Source organism: Mesorhizobium alhagi CCNWXJ12-2, assembly GCF_000236565.1.
Lineage (GTDB): Bacteria > Pseudomonadota > Alphaproteobacteria > Rhizobiales > Rhizobiaceae > Allomesorhizobium > Allomesorhizobium alhagi.
In genome coordinates, this window is sequence record NZ_AHAM01000248.1 from 1 (window position 1) to 14,434 (window position 14,434).

The following is a 14,434-nucleotide window of genomic DNA, read 5'->3' on the forward strand; positions in this document are numbered from 1 at the left end:
CGCAATCCGGCGCACCTGACGCCGATGATCGAAGAGACCGGCCTGCCCAGGGGCGCGTTGTGGGAGAGCTGCGCCATCATGCAGTATCTCTGCAACAAGCATGGCCTGGAGGATTTTTACCCGAAAGATCCGGCCCGCCGCGCCATGATCGACAGCGCGATGTTCTATCTGATCGGCACTTTCTATCCCTACCTGGCGCGAGCCACCTATCCCTTGCTCGGTTTCCCGCAATATCCGGGCGAGGTCGGCCACAGCGATGCAGATGCGACGAGCAAGGAAGCCGCCCGCAAGGCGGCTGTCGAGGCCATAGCCGAACCGCTAGGCGTCTTTCAGAGCTTCTTTATCGGCGACCAGCCCTTCATCGGCGGGAAAAAGCCGTCAATCGCAGATATCCGGCTTGCCGCAACACTCGAGTTCCTGGCCGTCATCGACTATCCGCTGCCGGATTGGGCGAAGAAATACATGAGTGATATGCAGGAAACGCTGGGTGCGGCATATAGCGAGCCTGCCGCCGATGTGCGCGGCTATATCTCCCATATTAAGTCGAAAGCGGCGTAGCAGCAAGCCGATAGAACGAGAGGCGGCGATGCGGGGATAGCTAGTTGGACGGTCCAACCTCCGCTTACGCACGCATTGAGGCGCTGCGATGCGTGTGGCGGAGGACCCTGCCCAATGGCCAATGCCTCCCGCAGGCACGCCAGCTGGGATCCCCACCACGGTCATAACGTCTGGTTGGAACCGAGGCCATATCGTTGGCCAGAAGCCTCCGCTTAAGCCACGAGAGGTCTGGAGCATCCGGACGCGACTGCAGGTGGCAGGTGCGGAACGCGATCTTGCGCTTTCAATCTCGCCATCGACAGCAAGCTGCGGTGTTGCGACCTTGTCACCATCACCGTCGGAGACGTTGCCCTTTCCGGTACCGTTCGTGATCAGGCGGTGATCGTACAGAAGAAAACAGGACGGCCAGTGCAGTTCGAGATCACGGAGCAAACGTGCGCGGCCGTCGGCGCATGGATCGCGCGCCGCCGCCTCGCCGAAACGGATTTCCTGTTCCCGAGCCGCGTCCCGGCCAGACCCCACATGTCGACGAGGCAATATGAAAGGATCGTCGACAAATGGGTTTCCAGTATCGGTCTCGACCCAAAGCGATACGGAACACACTCGATGAGACGGACCAAGGCGTCACAAATCTACAAGAAGACGGGCAACATCCGCGTCAAAGCTGGAGAGCACCGTCCGCTACCTCGGGATAGAGGTCGATGACGCGCTGGCGATTTCCGAGCAGGTCGAGCTATAGACGGCACGGGCGATGCTCATGAAGCGTCGCACCGTGACCCGATCCGGACCTTGCCACTCCGAATTTCCTCCCGAAAGCGGACGTCCAGAACAATCCAGTGCGCATGGGGCGGCCACGCCCTTGCAGTGGTCCAGAGCGCCTGCGGACTGGTAAGCCCCAGCATCCAGCTCACTCGGCGCAGCGGAGTTGTGTGTCTTCTGCAATGGTCCGGGCGAGCGTCTGGACCTGCCAGAGGGGAAGGTAAAATTCGTACATTCCCGCTTTCGCTTCCATTCGAGACCGTGCTACCCTCGCACTGGGGAGCATGTTCCGCATGATATCTAACCCACCGCCGGGCAATTGGTTGTTGAAGACGCTCAGCGCCGAGGACCAGGCCTTGGTCACTCAACATCTCGAGCGCGTGTCGATCAAGCGCGGGGATATTCTCGAAGCGGCTGGGGAACCGATCCCATATGTCTATTTTCCCGATGAAGGCTTGGTCTCTGTCGTTGCAAGGATGCAGGACGGAAAGCCCGTCGAAGTGGGAATGGTCGGCAGGGAAGGTATGACAGGCGCTTCTGTCGTGCTTGACGATTTTCTGGCGCTGAATGAAGTTCGAGTTCAGATCGGCGGCGCTGCGGTGCGAATTCCATCGGCTGTTCTCCGGAGGCTGGTTTCGAAGAGCCCATCGTTGCACGCCGTCTGTCTTCGTTACGTGCAGGTGCTGATCAGCCAAGTTGCCCAGACCGCGGTCGCGGCGGCTCACCTCACCGTGCAGGCCCGACTTGCCCGCTGGCTGCTGATGGTCCAAGACCGCGTCGGCTCAGATCAGTTCAGTCTGACGCATGAGTTGCTGGCCATGATGCTCGGCGTAAGGAGGCCGGGTGTCACAGTCGCCATGCACATGCTGGAGGGGGAACATTTGATCCGCTCCACCCGTGCCAACGTGCAAATTGTCGATCGCGATGGGCTCGAAGCGTTGGCCTCGACTAGCTACGGAATTCCAGAAGGACTCTACCGTCGCCTGTTCCCAAATGCGAACGTCTTCGGCGGTCCGGATCGATCTAAGCCAGCGTCGAGTTGAATTAGGCTTGTAAGAATTGAACAAGGAACACTTCCCACTCCAGTGGAGTTCGTCGCCTATGGCGCTGTATTTCTTCGACGTTCGCGACGACAATCGCCTCTATCCCGACGATCAGGGGACCGAGATGGACGGCCTCAAGGCTGCGCGTACGGAAGCTTTCGCTGCCTTGGCGGACTATGTGAAGGAAATTGTCCCAACCGAGAACCGCCGCCGCGTGGCAATCGAGGTTCGCAATGAAAAGAGCAAACCCCTTCTGAAGGCCGTAATGATTTTCGAGGTCGAGGTTTTGGGGGATTCCTGAATTCGGCGGGGCTACATCAAAATTATAGCGGCTCGTGCCAGCGTTCATGGGGTTCTAAATCGAAACTTTCATTGAAAAGACAGGATAATTCGACGGCCTGTCGGGTTGCATCCTCATGGACCAGCACGCAGCGACGACCGCGAAGACCGCGTTGGTCGGCAAATCCAAAGGCCAAATCCTGGCGTGCGCGGGAATCCAAGTCAAACATACCGCGATGGCTCGACGGAATACCTGGCCTACGCTGGCAGCGGGAACGTCCGAATGAGCGCCTTGAAGGCAAAACTTTTTCGTGCCGCACGATTGTTACCATCCCGCAATGGCACTGGCCGGCGAATGTTACCGCGTTGCCGTTGTTACCGGTCTCCCCAACACGGTGCGCCACGGCCCTCAACCGCCCGAATTTTTGCCGCCCTTGCAGGACAGACAGATATCCTCTTGTTGCCTCCGATTTCCGCGCTTTAGAACGTCATCGTTATGCGAGAGGCCGACATCCCGTTTTTCGTGCAGGCGGTCATCGACACCGGCTGCGACATCTGCGCGGTAGGCCACGTGGGGATACGTACTGGGCGACGCCGATCTCACGCCGCAGGAACAGGAGGCGATCGAGCCGAGGATGCGCGAGATCACTGAGATGTTTGGTGATCGCGATCACCTGCAACCGAAGATTATCGCCTACCTGCGGTCGATCGGCCGCTATGTCGAAATTTGAGAAGGTTTTGCCCTATAGGCTATAGCTTTGTCTCGTCGCTTTAGCCGGGCGACGGGCACGAACCCAACGGTTAGAACTGCAGCCATCAAGGGCTCGTGATTCCCGTCGGTAACCTCCACCGCTACGCGGCGGGGGCTGTCGGTCTCGGGAACGCGTCCTTGGATGTAATCGGCCAATGTGGCAAACGCCACGATGCGAGCGGCCGCAAGCCCTCCACCCAGTTCCGTCCCTTGTTCGTCGGGATAGAATTGGTCGCCGTCGCGCATGTCGAAATAATAGAGCGCCATGGTGCAGCACCTGCTGCTGTCGGGAGGTTCCATCCCGTTGGATTGAAAGTCGAGCCCGAACGTGGAGGTGCGTGCTGCGAGGGGAACGTCCCGCCCGGGCTCGATTCACCCGTCCTGTGGAAAACGGGTCATCCGCCAACGAGTGGAATGATTGTTGGTTCCGTACAATTCTCGAGCCTGGGTGGCAGTTGGGGCGCCACGATGGATGATGCAGGCACGCTCGATTCATCGCCGGGCGCTTAACCGAAACGGCACGGTCGCAGTTTGAAATTCCAGCCTACGACGACGAGCGATTCGCTATCTTTCGGGAATAGGCGCATATTGTCCAGGTCGTCCGATCTTTACGGCCACGGACGCTTGAAAGAGTCGATCACGCTTTCGCCCAACACAGGGAGACGCGCGAATGACCCCCCGAGGCATAGCAGACGCCGAGCAGTTGGCGACACTCACTAGAATTCTAGACGATTATTGCGAACAGGCTGGCATTGAGGGCTCGCATCCGGCGCGAGAGCATCTCGCCCGTCGCCTGATTGCTCTTTTCAGTGGCGGCATCGACAGCCCCGACGACCTCAGGATGGCGCTGCATAGCATCTCAAAGGATTTCCAGACCGATCTCAGGGTCGTGTAGCCGGGAAGAGGCCCTGTAAAAGCGGGCTATGTTTTCCGCATCATCGGCTTGGGTGTCGGCGGATTGTCGTCACCGATCAGTATACCGGCCTCCTCTGCGGCATCACGAAAGGCTTGGCGGGCTGCCGCCGCCTTGCGCTGACCCTCCAGAACCTCCAAGCAGGCTTTGCGCGCCGCGCGTGCCTTGGCAGTGTCGATTTTCAGGGGCCATTTGTTGAGCAGCCATTCAGCTGCCTTGCGGGCGCTGCCTATGTGCTGAACTTGGCCGGGGCGCGCGCCTTGAACCTTCACCGCTTGGTCGAAAATCCCGTCTTCCAGCTTAACCATACTAACGCCCCAAAAGCGCTGGGCATCCACGCTACTCGACTGGCGGGTTCCCAGCAACAAACCGGGTTTTAAGCGAGCGAATTCGGCGGAGTGATATAAGATCCATCCTGAACGCAAGAAGCCCGCCGCGCGGGGTCGGAAGACCGGCGGCGGGCCTCCTGGTTCCGAGAGTAGGTGCTGAGGGTGTCTCACCCCTGGAAGCTGTGGAAACGGCGAACCATTCACCTTGTTCCAAAGTTAAATGACATAGCTTGGTCAGTGTCGAAGGAGAAGAAGAACGGCCGTTTGGAGAACAATGCCGACGAAAGCCAAGGGTAAACCCAAGCCTGCAGCGAGCAGTCCAAAAAATGCTCGAGGCAACGGCATTGGACGAAACAAGCCAGAATGAGTGCAGTGTCATCATGCTGTAGGGATGACCCGCATACGATTGGGCAAGGTGAAGCCGGCGACTTGCAGCAGTATACTTGACCTTGCCATATCCCCATATGGCAAGGCCCGTCTCTCTCCTCGAATCCCCACAAGGACGCCGGCCCTTTTCGGTCATCGAGACGTATCCAAAAGGTCCGCCGGGCGCGGCGTAGGCCGGTTCAGGAACTACTTCACACGTGGATGGACGAGGCAGCGTTGGCGACCTCAAAATGGTTTCCAAGGGCACGACGATGAAGTAATCGGCCGAGCGGATGATCAGACGTAGCGCAATTTCCTATGGGCGCGCCCAGCGGGCACCTTGGACTTGGTCTTCCCACGATCGAGCGGACTGTTGAATGCTGACTGGGAAAGGCCGGACATGTTCAACCGATTTCCGATGACTCGATAATTTGACCATCAACCAATGCGAGCTTTTCAAAGTCCCCATCTTTTCAAAGGAAGCAACACGACACCGCTGGCATCGGAACAACGAGCGATGGCCAGTTCTTTGGCAGCCTCTCTGTCGGCAAGTCCGACGATGAAATGGCGAGTCCTTCCATCGTCGATCAGCGAAACCCGCCATCCCGTAGACATCGATCCCTTCCATGGCTTTCCGCAAAGGATATAGGAGTACTGTCTAATATGCGAGATCGATGCCGCTACAGGAGCAGATCGACCAATGCCCGACGGCGCAGTGCCGGAGACCTCGGGCGTCGTCACGCGCGCTTTCAACACAGACGACATTTCGGCCGGCGGCGATGGACGAGCTAACGGGCTGCTATTCCTCGACCAGAATGCCAGCTTCGCGTGCGGCTTCCTTAAAAGCGTGACGTGTCCAGGCGAGGCTGTCGTCGCTGCCGTCGCAGTTCAGACATGCACGCCGCGCTTCAGCGTATTTGGGGCCGTTGGTCCGAGGCCAATTGTCGAAGAGAAGGTCGGCGGCATGCCCCAAACTGCTGACCGCACTGGGATGCCGCGCGCCGAGCAAGCGCACGAAAACTGGTCCAGCAAACCGCACATCGTACACGCTTCACCCTACCTCTCCACCGCCGCAACGCGACGCAGGGGGCATTGGTTGCTTAATTGGGAGGGCGATCTCGTGAGCGGCGAACTGATCGAGGCTAGCGTGGTAGGCGCGACGCCTTGGTGCAGGCGAGAGGGACGGCTATGTCGAGTTGGTCGCCATCTGCCGAAGCTACTTCTTCCGGCCAATCTGATTTGCCAGATCGCGGGAACTTTTCCCCGACGGGCTCGTTGGGGGGCACGCAACGTTTGATGTTGAAGCTTCAATCGTAGCGAGGACCGGCGGGCACGGCGTGATCCCCCTCCCGCCCATGGCCGCCGGTCCCACATCCTGCTAAGCCCGAAATGCAAAAAAGTTCGCCTGGCCTTGGCTGAGGCGAGCTGGGCGCTACACTTCCTTCAGCTTACTGATCCTATTCCGGACTGCGCACGCCGGATCAGCTCAGCCAAGTCTCGGCGGTTGGCCACAGCCTCACACGTAAACCGCCCGTGCTGACACGACCGTGCGCCTCTCCCCCTGGGGGCTCGCGAGCGCGCAACATGCATGCGGCAGACGCGCTCACCCTTCGCTGCTGGTACCTGACAACGCGTTCCGCTCCGCTTCGACCGAGTTGTACAGCGGCGTGGCCCTTGTGCATGGGTTATCCTGCCCTTCGTGAAACGGCTCGACTCCACCCATTGCCGACCTTCCCGGCGCTTCTCCAAACGTGCCGTTCGCGCTACGGCTTGAAGCGACCCTATTACGCCGTTGACGCGCGTGGTGGCCGGTGTCGCCAAGAGCGGTTTACGACCGTTCCCCTCCGCGCCCTCCACTCTCAATTTCTTCGCTGGTGAGTATCGGAGAGTGTCTGGTGAGACAGTCGGCGAAGGCGTCCTACTCCGTTTACGCCTCCCCCGAATGGTCATGATAGTCATTCACAGGGGAGTGTGTATGGTCGCTATGTCAGCCGTACGGACATACCGCCATCCACGATCATCGGGCTTCCTGTCATGAAGCTCGACCGATCGGAAAGCAGGAAGAGGGCTGCCTGCGCAATTTCCTTCGCGGTCGCCATCCGCTTCATTGGATGAAGATTCGCGACGAACTCCAACGCGGCCGGATTCCCTTCCCCTCCGCTCGGCGTGATCGTGCCTCCTGGCAACAGCGCGTTGACACGGATACCGTCTATGGCATGGTCGGATGCCAGCGACTGCACCAGGCCGATCAACCCGGCTTTGGACGCGGCGTAGGCGCCCATTCCGGGCATTCCGCCGTTGCTGAAGCCCACGAAAGACGACGTGAAGACGATCGAGCCTTGCCCTTGCTTTTTCATGGCCGGTATCTGCGCCTTGGCGGCCATGAAGGCACCTGTCAGGTTGACCGAGATGACATCGTTCCAGTTACCGTTAGCCATTTCGGGGACCGGACCCATCTCTCCCACGATGCCGGCATTGTTGAAAGCGCCGTCCAACCCGCCGAACTCTCTCATGGCGAGATCGACCAGAGCATCGGCGTAGCCCTCATCCTTTACGTCGCCGGCCAGGTATACGGCTCTGCCATTGCCTCGGTTGATCGCCCCCGCAAGGGTTTCGAGTTCCGCCACCCGGCGTGCGCCAAGGAGCACATTGGCGCCTTCGGCTGCGAACAGCAGAGCCGCCGCTGCGCCGATTCCGCTGCTTGCCCCGGTGATGATGATCGACTTGTTTTTCAGTTCCATGACGTGCCTCTCCTGAACATTGCGTCATGGCTGTCTAGCGGTCGGGCAGACAGCCGGCCACCCGATTTACGCCACCAGCGGCAGGGCAGCGCTGACTGGCGAATGGCCGCTTTGCCCAAAGACCTGTCGTGGTACGGCATTTGCGGATGCGACCGCTCGCCACCCGATTGAGACGTAGAACGCTCCATCGGTATATAATCCCAGCCGATGCCCCGGCTCGGTCGCGCCATGAGCGGCCATCCTAATGGCGAGGTGCTAAACGGCTCGAATCTGCCCAAGGCAGTCCGTGTGAGAGCCGATCATCGCATCCTCCAGGCACTTCCGGCCGTGGGGATCTGGGGGCGATGTCGGGCAAACACAGCCGCTCCACAATGGATGGCTGGCAATCAGCGAGAGAGAAGGCGCGTGAGGATAGCGGTCAATTCCTCGAAGCTGAACGGCTTGCGAAGAACCGGGGTGTTGGCGGCGTCATCCCTCATGCCATGGCCGTTATTGCCAGTGCAGTAGACGAACGGCACACCCCGCGCGGCGAGCGCGTCGGCCACCTTCAGGCTGTCGTCGCCATTCAGGTTCATGTCCAGCATCACCGCGTCGTAAACATGCTCTTCAATCAAAGCGAGGGCTTTATCGATCGTGGCGGCGGCGGTCACGGACTGGCACCCGAGGTCGGCCAGCATGTCTTCGATCATCAAGAGGATCAGCATTTCGTCCTCTACGACAAGGACGCTGCGGCCCGAAAGCAGATCACCCATTGCGCGGTGCCGGTGCGGGAATATCCATGGTGCAGACCAGTCCTTCTGTGCGGTATTGGAGATCCACGGCACCCTCCAGTTCGTAAGCCAAGCCGCGCTCGATTACCCGCGAGCCGAATCCCCTTCGTGATGGCGGCGTCACAGGCGGGCCATCCTTCTCCCGCCAATGCAGGATCAACCTGGGGCCATCCGCTCTCGGCTCGATCTTCCACTCGATATCGACGGATCCCGTTGCGTTGGAAAACGCGCCGTATTTAACGGCATTGGTCGCAAGTTCGTTGAACGCGATTCCCAACGCCAGGGCGGCTTTGGGCGGAAAGCGGATGTTCTCGCCCTTGATCGTGACGCGTTCGGCGCGGCCGTCCGCGATCCCGAACGGCTCGAGGGCGTCGTTGAGCACGTCCGCCAGCCCTGCGCTTTCCCAGTTTTCCCGGGTCAGCAGGTCATGCGAGCGGGAAAGCGCGAACAACCGGGTCTCGATGGCTTCCCGGATCACCTTGGGATCAGAATTTGTCCGCGATGCCTGCCAGACGATCGACTGCACCGTTGCAAGCGTGTTCTTCACGCGGTGGTTCAACTCGTCGATGAGCATATTGGATTCGATCTGCTCCTTCTTGTGTCTCGTGAGATCGACGAAGGAGGCGAAATACTGGACGATCTTTTCGTCCTCGTCGCGGACCGGGCTGATGAAGAGGGCGGCCCAGAAGGCGCTGCCATCCTTGCGGCGATATTGGATTTCCGCGCCTCCCTCCCAATGTCCCTTGAACTCGCTCTCGATCTTCGCCAGCGCCGCAGCATCTGCGCCGCGCTCCACTAAAAAATTGAAGTTCTGGCCGAGCACCTCGTCCCTGGCATATCCGGTCAGGGCGAGAAAGGCGTCATTGGCGAAGATGATCGGGTGGCCGGGTTCCTTCGCGTCCGTGAACACCATGGCCATCCGGGTCTCTTCGGCAGCGACCACGAACGGGCCGAGTTCGTGCCGGAAGCTTTCGACATCGGCTTCGGCAGCCTTCTGCCCTTCGGACTTGTCGGTTATTTTCGGCATACTTGAATGTGATCCGGGTATCGGGCCAATGCGTCGACGGCATTGAAATGCCAACAGAAGCAAACACCTTCGCACGTGCGGACCGTCAGCACAAATCGAATGGCGGAGCGTCGCCGATCTCGCACGATGTGCGCACGCAGAGGTAGATGACACTGCGCGGGCGGGCGGCGGGCAGGCAGCGCGACTACCGTTCTAATTATTGCCCGAAACGAACGACCGCTCTCTACGCCTTTCGCGTCGTTGCCGCCGTGTGGCGGCGATGACCGATTCGGGTCAGAGCGACGCTTTGCGAAAGCGCCGCTCCGCGCACCTCAGAGTTCAACCTGTTCAGAGATCGCCAGCGCGTCATCGACCTCTATCCCGAGATAGCGGACGGTGCTCTCCAGTTTCGTGTGACCGAGGAGCAGTTGGACGGCGCGGATATTGCCCGTCTTCTTGTAAATCTGTGACGCCTTTGTCCGCCTCATTGAGTGCGTACCGTAGCGTTTCGGGTCGAGGCCGATGCTGGCCACCCATTTATCTACGATCCTCCCATACTGCCTCGTAGACATGTGCGGCTTAGCGCGAACGCGACTCGGGAAAAGAAAATCCCGTTCGGAGAGGCGTCGGCGTGCTATCCATGCGCCAACTGCCGCTCGTGTCTGCTCCGTAATCTCGAACTGCACCGGCCGCCCTGTCTTCTTCTGCACGATCACCGCTCGATCACGCACGCTACCGGAAAGGGCAACGTCTCCGACGGTAATCGTGACTAGGTCGCAACCCCGCAGCTTGCTGTCGATCGCGAGATTGAACAGCGCGAGATCGCGTTCCGCGCCTGACACCTGCAGTCGCGTCCGGATGCTCCAGACTTCTCGTGGCTTGAGCGGAGGCTTCTGGCCGACGATGTGGCCTCTGTTCCAGTTAGGCATGGTCCTTCTCCCATGCCGCCCTCCACAGCCGCAGCGCCCGATGCGAGCCCGTAAATTGTAACGTCTCGCCCAGAGCGCCTCCGAGGATTAATGTTCGACCGCTACCGAGTTGCGCGGCGACAATCAAGGTGAGATTCGCATTGCTTCGTCTGAATTGCTCCTGAATAGTAAGTCGTTGCCTCATCTGATCTGCTCCCGGCGATGGTGTGGCAGGAGCAGATCAGATGAGGCGTGTAAGCATGGCAACTCGCGATGAATTGGTGGGTGCGGTAAGGCAGCGCTATATTGAGGGCGGCCGTGCGGAAAAGGCGCGGATTCTCGATGAGTTTGTTGCCGTGAGTGGCTTTCACCGCAAGCACGCAATGCGGCTGCTTCGCAACGGTTCGCCGGCAGCTCGTTCGGGACCTCGACCCGAGCGTCGTATTTACGATGATGCCGTTCGTGAAGCGTTGATCGTGCTCTGGGAGGCTTCGGACCGCATCTGCGGCAAGCGTCTGAAGATGTTGGTTCCGATCCTGGTGGAGGCGATGGAGCGTCATGGGCATCTTCATCTAAAAGCAGAGATCCGCACCCGGTTATTGGCGATGAGCGCGGCCACGATCGATCGCGCTCTTCGCGAGGTTCGAGACATCGCTGGTGGGCCGAGACGCCGTCGCAGCACAGCGTCCACCGCGCTCCGGCGCAGCGTTCCGATCCGAACCTTCTCCGACTGGCAGGATCCTCCGCCCGGCTTCGTTGAGGCCGACCTGGTGGCGCACAGCGGACCGACGGCGCGTGGAAGCTTCATACAAACGCTTTGTCTTACTGACATCGCGAGCGGATGGACGGAATGCGCGCCCTTGCTGGTGCGTGAGCAGAAGCTGTTGAGCGAGGTGCTGACGGAATTACGGCGGTTCCTACCATTCCAGCTTCTCGGGTTCGACACGGACAATGACAGCGTGTTCCTGAACGAGACGATACGCGATTACTGTCTGGATGCCGGCATCGAGTTCACCCGCTGCCGCCCTTACCGCAAGAACGATCAGGCGTTCGTCGAACAGAAGAACGGCGCCGTGGTGCGGCGCATTGTCGGGTATCGTCGGCTGGAGGGGCTTGAAGCCGCTGCGGCCCTTGCACAGCTCTATTCGACGGTTCGGCTGTTCGTGAACTTCTTCCAGCCCTCGTTCAAGCTGGCGGAAAAGGCGCGTGACGGCGCCAGGGTGCGCAAACGTTACCACCTTCCGGCAACACCCTGTCAGCGGCTAATGGGAAATCCGCAGACGCCGGCGTCCGTTCGCGCGAAGCTGGCGCAGATCGCAGCGCAGCTGGATCCTGTCAGGCTGCTGAGCGACACGCGAGCCGCACAACAGCGCCTTGTGGCCATAGCTGATCGTTTGTCCACATCGGACTCCGCGGTGGCCGAGCCGGCACTCGATCAGTTCCTCTCAAGCTTGCGAATCGCGTGGAGGGAGGGCGAAATACGACCTACTGCGAAGCCGAAAACAAAACAGAAGCGGGAACGGCGGCGTCCTGACCCATTTGCAGGGGTCACCCACGAGCTACGTGGCTGGTTTGAAGAAGGACCGTGGCAAACGAGCCGGGAATTGCTGGCGCGGCTCCAGTCGGAATACCCGGGGAAATATCCCAGTCTCCTTCTGCGCACACTGCAACGTCGCGTCAAAATATGGCGAAAGGAAAAGGCTCATGAGATGGTGTTCGGCACAACTTCGTCAGCAGCGGCCTTCCAGGCAATGACAGAGTGACGGGTCGCGACCGCGGGGAACATCCTGATGAGGCAACGGAAGAACTGCTCAGGAGCACTCCTCGGTGAGGCAATACGAATCTCACCTTGATTGTCGCCGCGCAGCTCTCCTTTGACCAGGCAACAGCTGCCGCAGAAGCATGGTTCAGCAGCGATCCAATCCGGTCGAATGCTGTCAGCCGGCACGCGATCCGATACAATGGAGAAATAACCATTTGTCCTTGCGGCGAAGAGTTCACCGTCGGGCATGCGCTCTGCGACTACATCGAATGGAAACGGGTGGCCGCGGCCCGATCGCACTTCGAGACTGTTGTAACGTTGATCAATCACCATCTCGTGCCGCGCATTGCGAACCTCCCATTGGCGAAATTCACCGCGAAGGACTTCCACAGGCTCTGTCTCAGCGTTCTGGAGACGCCGCCGAAGTATGGTAACCGGACGCTCGGACCCAAGCGCCATCTTGCCGACTTGGATCCCGAGGCGTTGCGGCGCCGAAAGAAGACTGTGAACACGCTCGTCAGCATCCTTCGCGGCGCCTTCGGGCTGGCCTGGGAAATTGGCGAGATCGATAGCGATCGGCCTGTGCGGTGCCTCAAGCGCTTGCCGAACGTCGATAGACCGCGAACCGTTTTTCTTTCACGACCGGAATGTGCCGAACTGGTCGAAGCCAGTAGGCTTGATCTGCGGCAATTGATCCTCGGTGCCCTGTACACCGGCTGCCGTGTTCAGGAACTGACGAATCTCCACGTCGGCGACGTCGCCCAGGAGGGGTACGGCATCTATATCTCACCGTCGAAAAATTATCGACCAAGGTTCGTATTCTTGCCCGACGAAGGCATGGCCTTCTTTCTGTCGGCGTGCAGCGGCAAGAAGCGGGATGATCTCGTGTTCCTCAATGCGGACGGTAGGCAATGGAGTGATCGCTACAAGCATCTATTTCGAGATTTAGTTGACCGGACCGGCCTTCCACGGGACACGGTGTTCCATTCGCTTCGTCACACCTACGCTAGCCAGCTCGTGCAGGCAGGGGCGTCCTTTGCGATAGTCGCCAAGCAACTCGGGCACGCCGACACTGCTACCGTTGACAAAATCTATGGGCATCTGGCCCCGGACCAAACCGAGGCGGAGTTGACGCTGAGATTCGCCCCGCTGAACTCGGCCTATTTGGTCGAGGTGGAGAGGGTCAACGTCGAGCTCGTCGAAATCAAAGCAAGATTCCGGGGAAAGGACCCCCGATTTTACAGTAAGATCGAAGGCGCTTCTTCATGGCCGCGATCAAACTTCTCCAGGTTCTCTGGCGAAATGCTTGCTCAGTTGCCACGCTATGGCGAATGAGGAATGCTATGCGCTCATGATGGCACTTCGGCTTCTCCATCGTGACCATAGAGCGGGACTATGACGAATCTTACGAGTAAATTGCGAGCTGCGCTCCTTCAACGCCTACGCGAGTGCGAAGCGTTCTCCAACGGTGTTGGCGCAAAGATTGCAGACCAAGAGCTGAGTGATTATCCGTTTGCGTGGGTTGCAGTCACTCAATCGGCTGAGCGCCCTGAACTGCTTGCCACGGTCCACGTTTGGATCCGCGAAGGACAGGCTGCGGCTGCGCAGCTTGTCGAAGTAGCTCGAGCAGCTCTCAGCGACGCCGCATCGATTGAGAACGCTTCTATCGACTCATGGTCTCTAAGCCACTCGGAGGTTCGCTATGATACCAACCACGAAGCCCATCATGGCATAGTGAGGTTCTCAGCGGAAATTGCCGACTGTACGAATTCTAGTTCTACGCCGGATCGTCAGGCCAGCTAGGCTAGGCCAGTTTTTTTGGTAGCTCCCGGCCATCGCCGATCAAATGAGTTCCCCGCAGTTGCCGCGATGCAACTTGCCAGTCGTCAGGCACCATCTCATCTAAGGATCTCGCAGTTCATTGCGGCCCATCGCGCCCGATTGCCTTACGCACTGTCCTAATCGTTGCACCTCCGGTCCTGATGGTCCTGATGCCCTGCTGCTCGGCAGCAGACGGTTTTCAAAGGTCGTGCTGGTCATTCCCCCGTTCCGCACTTGCGCACCGCATCCGCATGCGTCGGACGTACTCAGGCAGAGAGCCCGCTTGCTTGCGCACTATCGGGCTGCGATATTGCCATGTGACGAAAGGCGACTTGCACGACCTTCCCGGAAGGGCTGGGTGGGGCCTCTACTACAACTCTCTCTCGGCAAGCTCGCGAAATTCGTCGGGAACGGACCGGGAAATCTCC

14 protein-coding genes and 1 pseudogene are annotated in these 14,434 nt (G+C 59.4%); 8 read left to right on the forward strand and 7 right to left on the reverse strand.

Annotated elements, in window-relative coordinates; all coding sequences use genetic code 11:
- The 4 genes and pseudogenes from MAXJ12_RS26320 to MAXJ12_RS26330 all read left to right on the forward strand — a co-directional run.
- A partial coding sequence (locus MAXJ12_RS26320; protein WP_008839135.1) for a glutathione S-transferase family protein occupies nucleotides 1-558 on the forward strand: 558 nt, incomplete at its 5' end.
- A gap of 121 nt (nucleotides 559-679) precedes the next feature.
- Nucleotides 680-1,297, forward strand: a pseudogene (locus MAXJ12_RS35810) (tyrosine-type recombinase/integrase).
- Nucleotides 1,298-1,643: 346 nt separating this feature from the next.
- On the forward strand, nucleotides 1,644-2,360 hold the full coding sequence (locus MAXJ12_RS26325; RefSeq protein WP_244421607.1) for a Crp/Fnr family transcriptional regulator: 717 nt from the start codon (nucleotides 1,644-1,646) through the stop codon (nucleotides 2,358-2,360).
- A 58-nt stretch (nucleotides 2,361-2,418) separates the two neighbouring features.
- Nucleotides 2,419-2,661 carry a DUF6894 family protein gene (locus MAXJ12_RS26330; protein ID WP_008839138.1) on the forward strand — a complete coding sequence of 81 codons (243 nt, stop codon included), beginning with the start codon at nucleotides 2,419-2,421 and terminating at the stop codon, nucleotides 2,659-2,661.
- 693 nt (nucleotides 2,662-3,354) lie between these two features.
- Here the strand turns inward: MAXJ12_RS26330 and MAXJ12_RS26340 are convergent.
- Nucleotides 3,355-3,657, reverse strand: coding sequence for a DUF6894 family protein (locus tag MAXJ12_RS26340; RefSeq protein WP_008839140.1), 303 nt, complete (start codon nucleotides 3,655-3,657; stop codon nucleotides 3,355-3,357).
- A 403-nt stretch (nucleotides 3,658-4,060) separates the two neighbouring features.
- Between MAXJ12_RS26340 and MAXJ12_RS26345 the strand changes: the two genes are divergently transcribed.
- Nucleotides 4,061-4,285, forward strand: a complete 225-nt coding sequence (locus tag MAXJ12_RS26345) for a hypothetical protein (protein WP_008839141.1) — start codon at nucleotides 4,061-4,063, stop codon at nucleotides 4,283-4,285.
- Between the two features lie 26 nt (nucleotides 4,286-4,311).
- On the opposite strand, the gene MAXJ12_RS26350 is transcribed toward MAXJ12_RS26345, so the two are convergent.
- The 6 genes from MAXJ12_RS26350 to MAXJ12_RS26375 all read right to left on the reverse strand — a co-directional run bounded on the left by MAXJ12_RS26350 (nucleotide 4,312) and on the right by MAXJ12_RS26375 (nucleotide 10,444).
- On the reverse strand, nucleotides 4,312-4,728 hold the full coding sequence (locus MAXJ12_RS26350; RefSeq protein ID WP_244421608.1) for a DUF982 domain-containing protein: 417 nt from the start codon (nucleotides 4,726-4,728) through the stop codon (nucleotides 4,312-4,314).
- Between the two features lie 1,069 nt (nucleotides 4,729-5,797).
- Nucleotides 5,798-6,046 (reverse strand): DUF982 domain-containing protein, encoded by a 249-nt coding sequence (locus tag MAXJ12_RS26355; RefSeq protein WP_008839143.1) that lies wholly within the window; start codon nucleotides 6,044-6,046, stop codon nucleotides 5,798-5,800.
- Nucleotides 6,047-6,980: 934 nt separating this feature from the next.
- On the reverse strand, nucleotides 6,981-7,739 hold the full coding sequence (locus MAXJ12_RS26360; protein WP_008839144.1) for an SDR family oxidoreductase: 759 nt from the start codon (nucleotides 7,737-7,739) through the stop codon (nucleotides 6,981-6,983).
- Nucleotides 7,740-8,125: 386 nt separating this feature from the next.
- A complete protein-coding gene (locus tag MAXJ12_RS26365; protein ID WP_008839145.1) occupies nucleotides 8,126-8,491 on the reverse strand; it encodes a response regulator in 366 nt (121 codons plus the stop codon).
- The gene (locus MAXJ12_RS26370) at nucleotides 8,484-9,536 is read right to left on the reverse strand and encodes an HWE histidine kinase domain-containing protein (protein WP_008839146.1); all 1,053 of its coding nucleotides are present in this window, start codon (nucleotides 9,534-9,536) and stop codon (nucleotides 8,484-8,486) included. The genes MAXJ12_RS26365 and MAXJ12_RS26370 overlap by 8 nt, the downstream gene beginning before the upstream one ends.
- Nucleotides 9,537-9,847: 311 nt before the next feature.
- Nucleotides 9,848-10,444 carry a tyrosine-type recombinase/integrase gene (locus MAXJ12_RS26375; protein ID WP_008839147.1) on the reverse strand — a complete coding sequence of 199 codons (597 nt, stop codon included), beginning with the start codon at nucleotides 10,442-10,444 and terminating at the stop codon, nucleotides 9,848-9,850.
- A gap of 224 nt (nucleotides 10,445-10,668) precedes the next feature.
- Here MAXJ12_RS26375 and MAXJ12_RS26385 point away from each other — a divergent pair, with 224 nt between their 5' ends.
- The 3 genes from MAXJ12_RS26385 to MAXJ12_RS40195 all read left to right on the forward strand — a co-directional run bounded on the left by MAXJ12_RS26385 (nucleotide 10,669) and on the right by MAXJ12_RS40195 (nucleotide 13,988).
- Entirely contained in the window at nucleotides 10,669-12,186 is a 1,518-nt protein-coding gene (locus MAXJ12_RS26385; protein WP_008839149.1) for an ISNCY family transposase, read from the forward strand.
- Nucleotides 12,187-12,272: 86 nt separating this feature from the next.
- Nucleotides 12,273-13,520 carry a tyrosine-type recombinase/integrase gene (locus MAXJ12_RS26390; RefSeq protein WP_008839150.1) on the forward strand — a complete coding sequence of 416 codons (1,248 nt, stop codon included), beginning with the start codon at nucleotides 12,273-12,275 and terminating at the stop codon, nucleotides 13,518-13,520.
- 60 nt (nucleotides 13,521-13,580) lie between these two features.
- On the forward strand, nucleotides 13,581-13,988 hold the full coding sequence (locus tag MAXJ12_RS40195; protein WP_085984085.1) for a DUF3168 domain-containing protein: 408 nt from the start codon (nucleotides 13,581-13,583) through the stop codon (nucleotides 13,986-13,988).
- The last annotated feature ends 446 nt before the right edge of the window (nucleotides 13,989-14,434 follow it).

What these genes read in the sequence shown, in the direction of transcription:
- MAXJ12_RS26375 (WP_008839147.1), bottom strand. Translation starts at nt 10,444, where the DNA reads ATGCCTAACTGGAACAGAGGCCACATCGTCGGCCAGAAGCCTCCGCTC.
- MAXJ12_RS26385 (WP_008839149.1), top strand. Translation starts at nt 10,669, where the DNA reads ATGAGGCGTGTAAGCATGGCAACTCGCGATGAATTGGTGGGTGCGGTA.
- MAXJ12_RS26330 (WP_008839138.1), top strand. Translation starts at nt 2,419, where the DNA reads ATGGCGCTGTATTTCTTCGACGTTCGCGACGACAATCGCCTCTATCCC.
- MAXJ12_RS26360 (WP_008839144.1), bottom strand. Translation starts at nt 7,739, where the DNA reads ATGGAACTGAAAAACAAGTCGATCATCATCACCGGGGCAAGCAGCGGA.
- MAXJ12_RS26365 (WP_008839145.1), bottom strand. Translation starts at nt 8,491, where the DNA reads ATGGGTGATCTGCTTTCGGGCCGCAGCGTCCTTGTCGTAGAGGACGAA.
- MAXJ12_RS26340 (WP_008839140.1), bottom strand. Translation starts at nt 3,657, where the DNA reads ATGGCGCTCTATTATTTCGACATGCGCGACGGCGACCAATTCTATCCC.
- MAXJ12_RS26370 (WP_008839146.1), bottom strand. Translation starts at nt 9,536, where the DNA reads ATGCCGAAAATAACCGACAAGTCCGAAGGGCAGAAGGCTGCCGAAGCC.
- MAXJ12_RS26345 (WP_008839141.1), top strand. Translation starts at nt 4,061, where the DNA reads ATGACCCCCCGAGGCATAGCAGACGCCGAGCAGTTGGCGACACTCACT.
- MAXJ12_RS40195 (WP_085984085.1), top strand. Translation starts at nt 13,581, where the DNA reads ATGACGAATCTTACGAGTAAATTGCGAGCTGCGCTCCTTCAACGCCTA.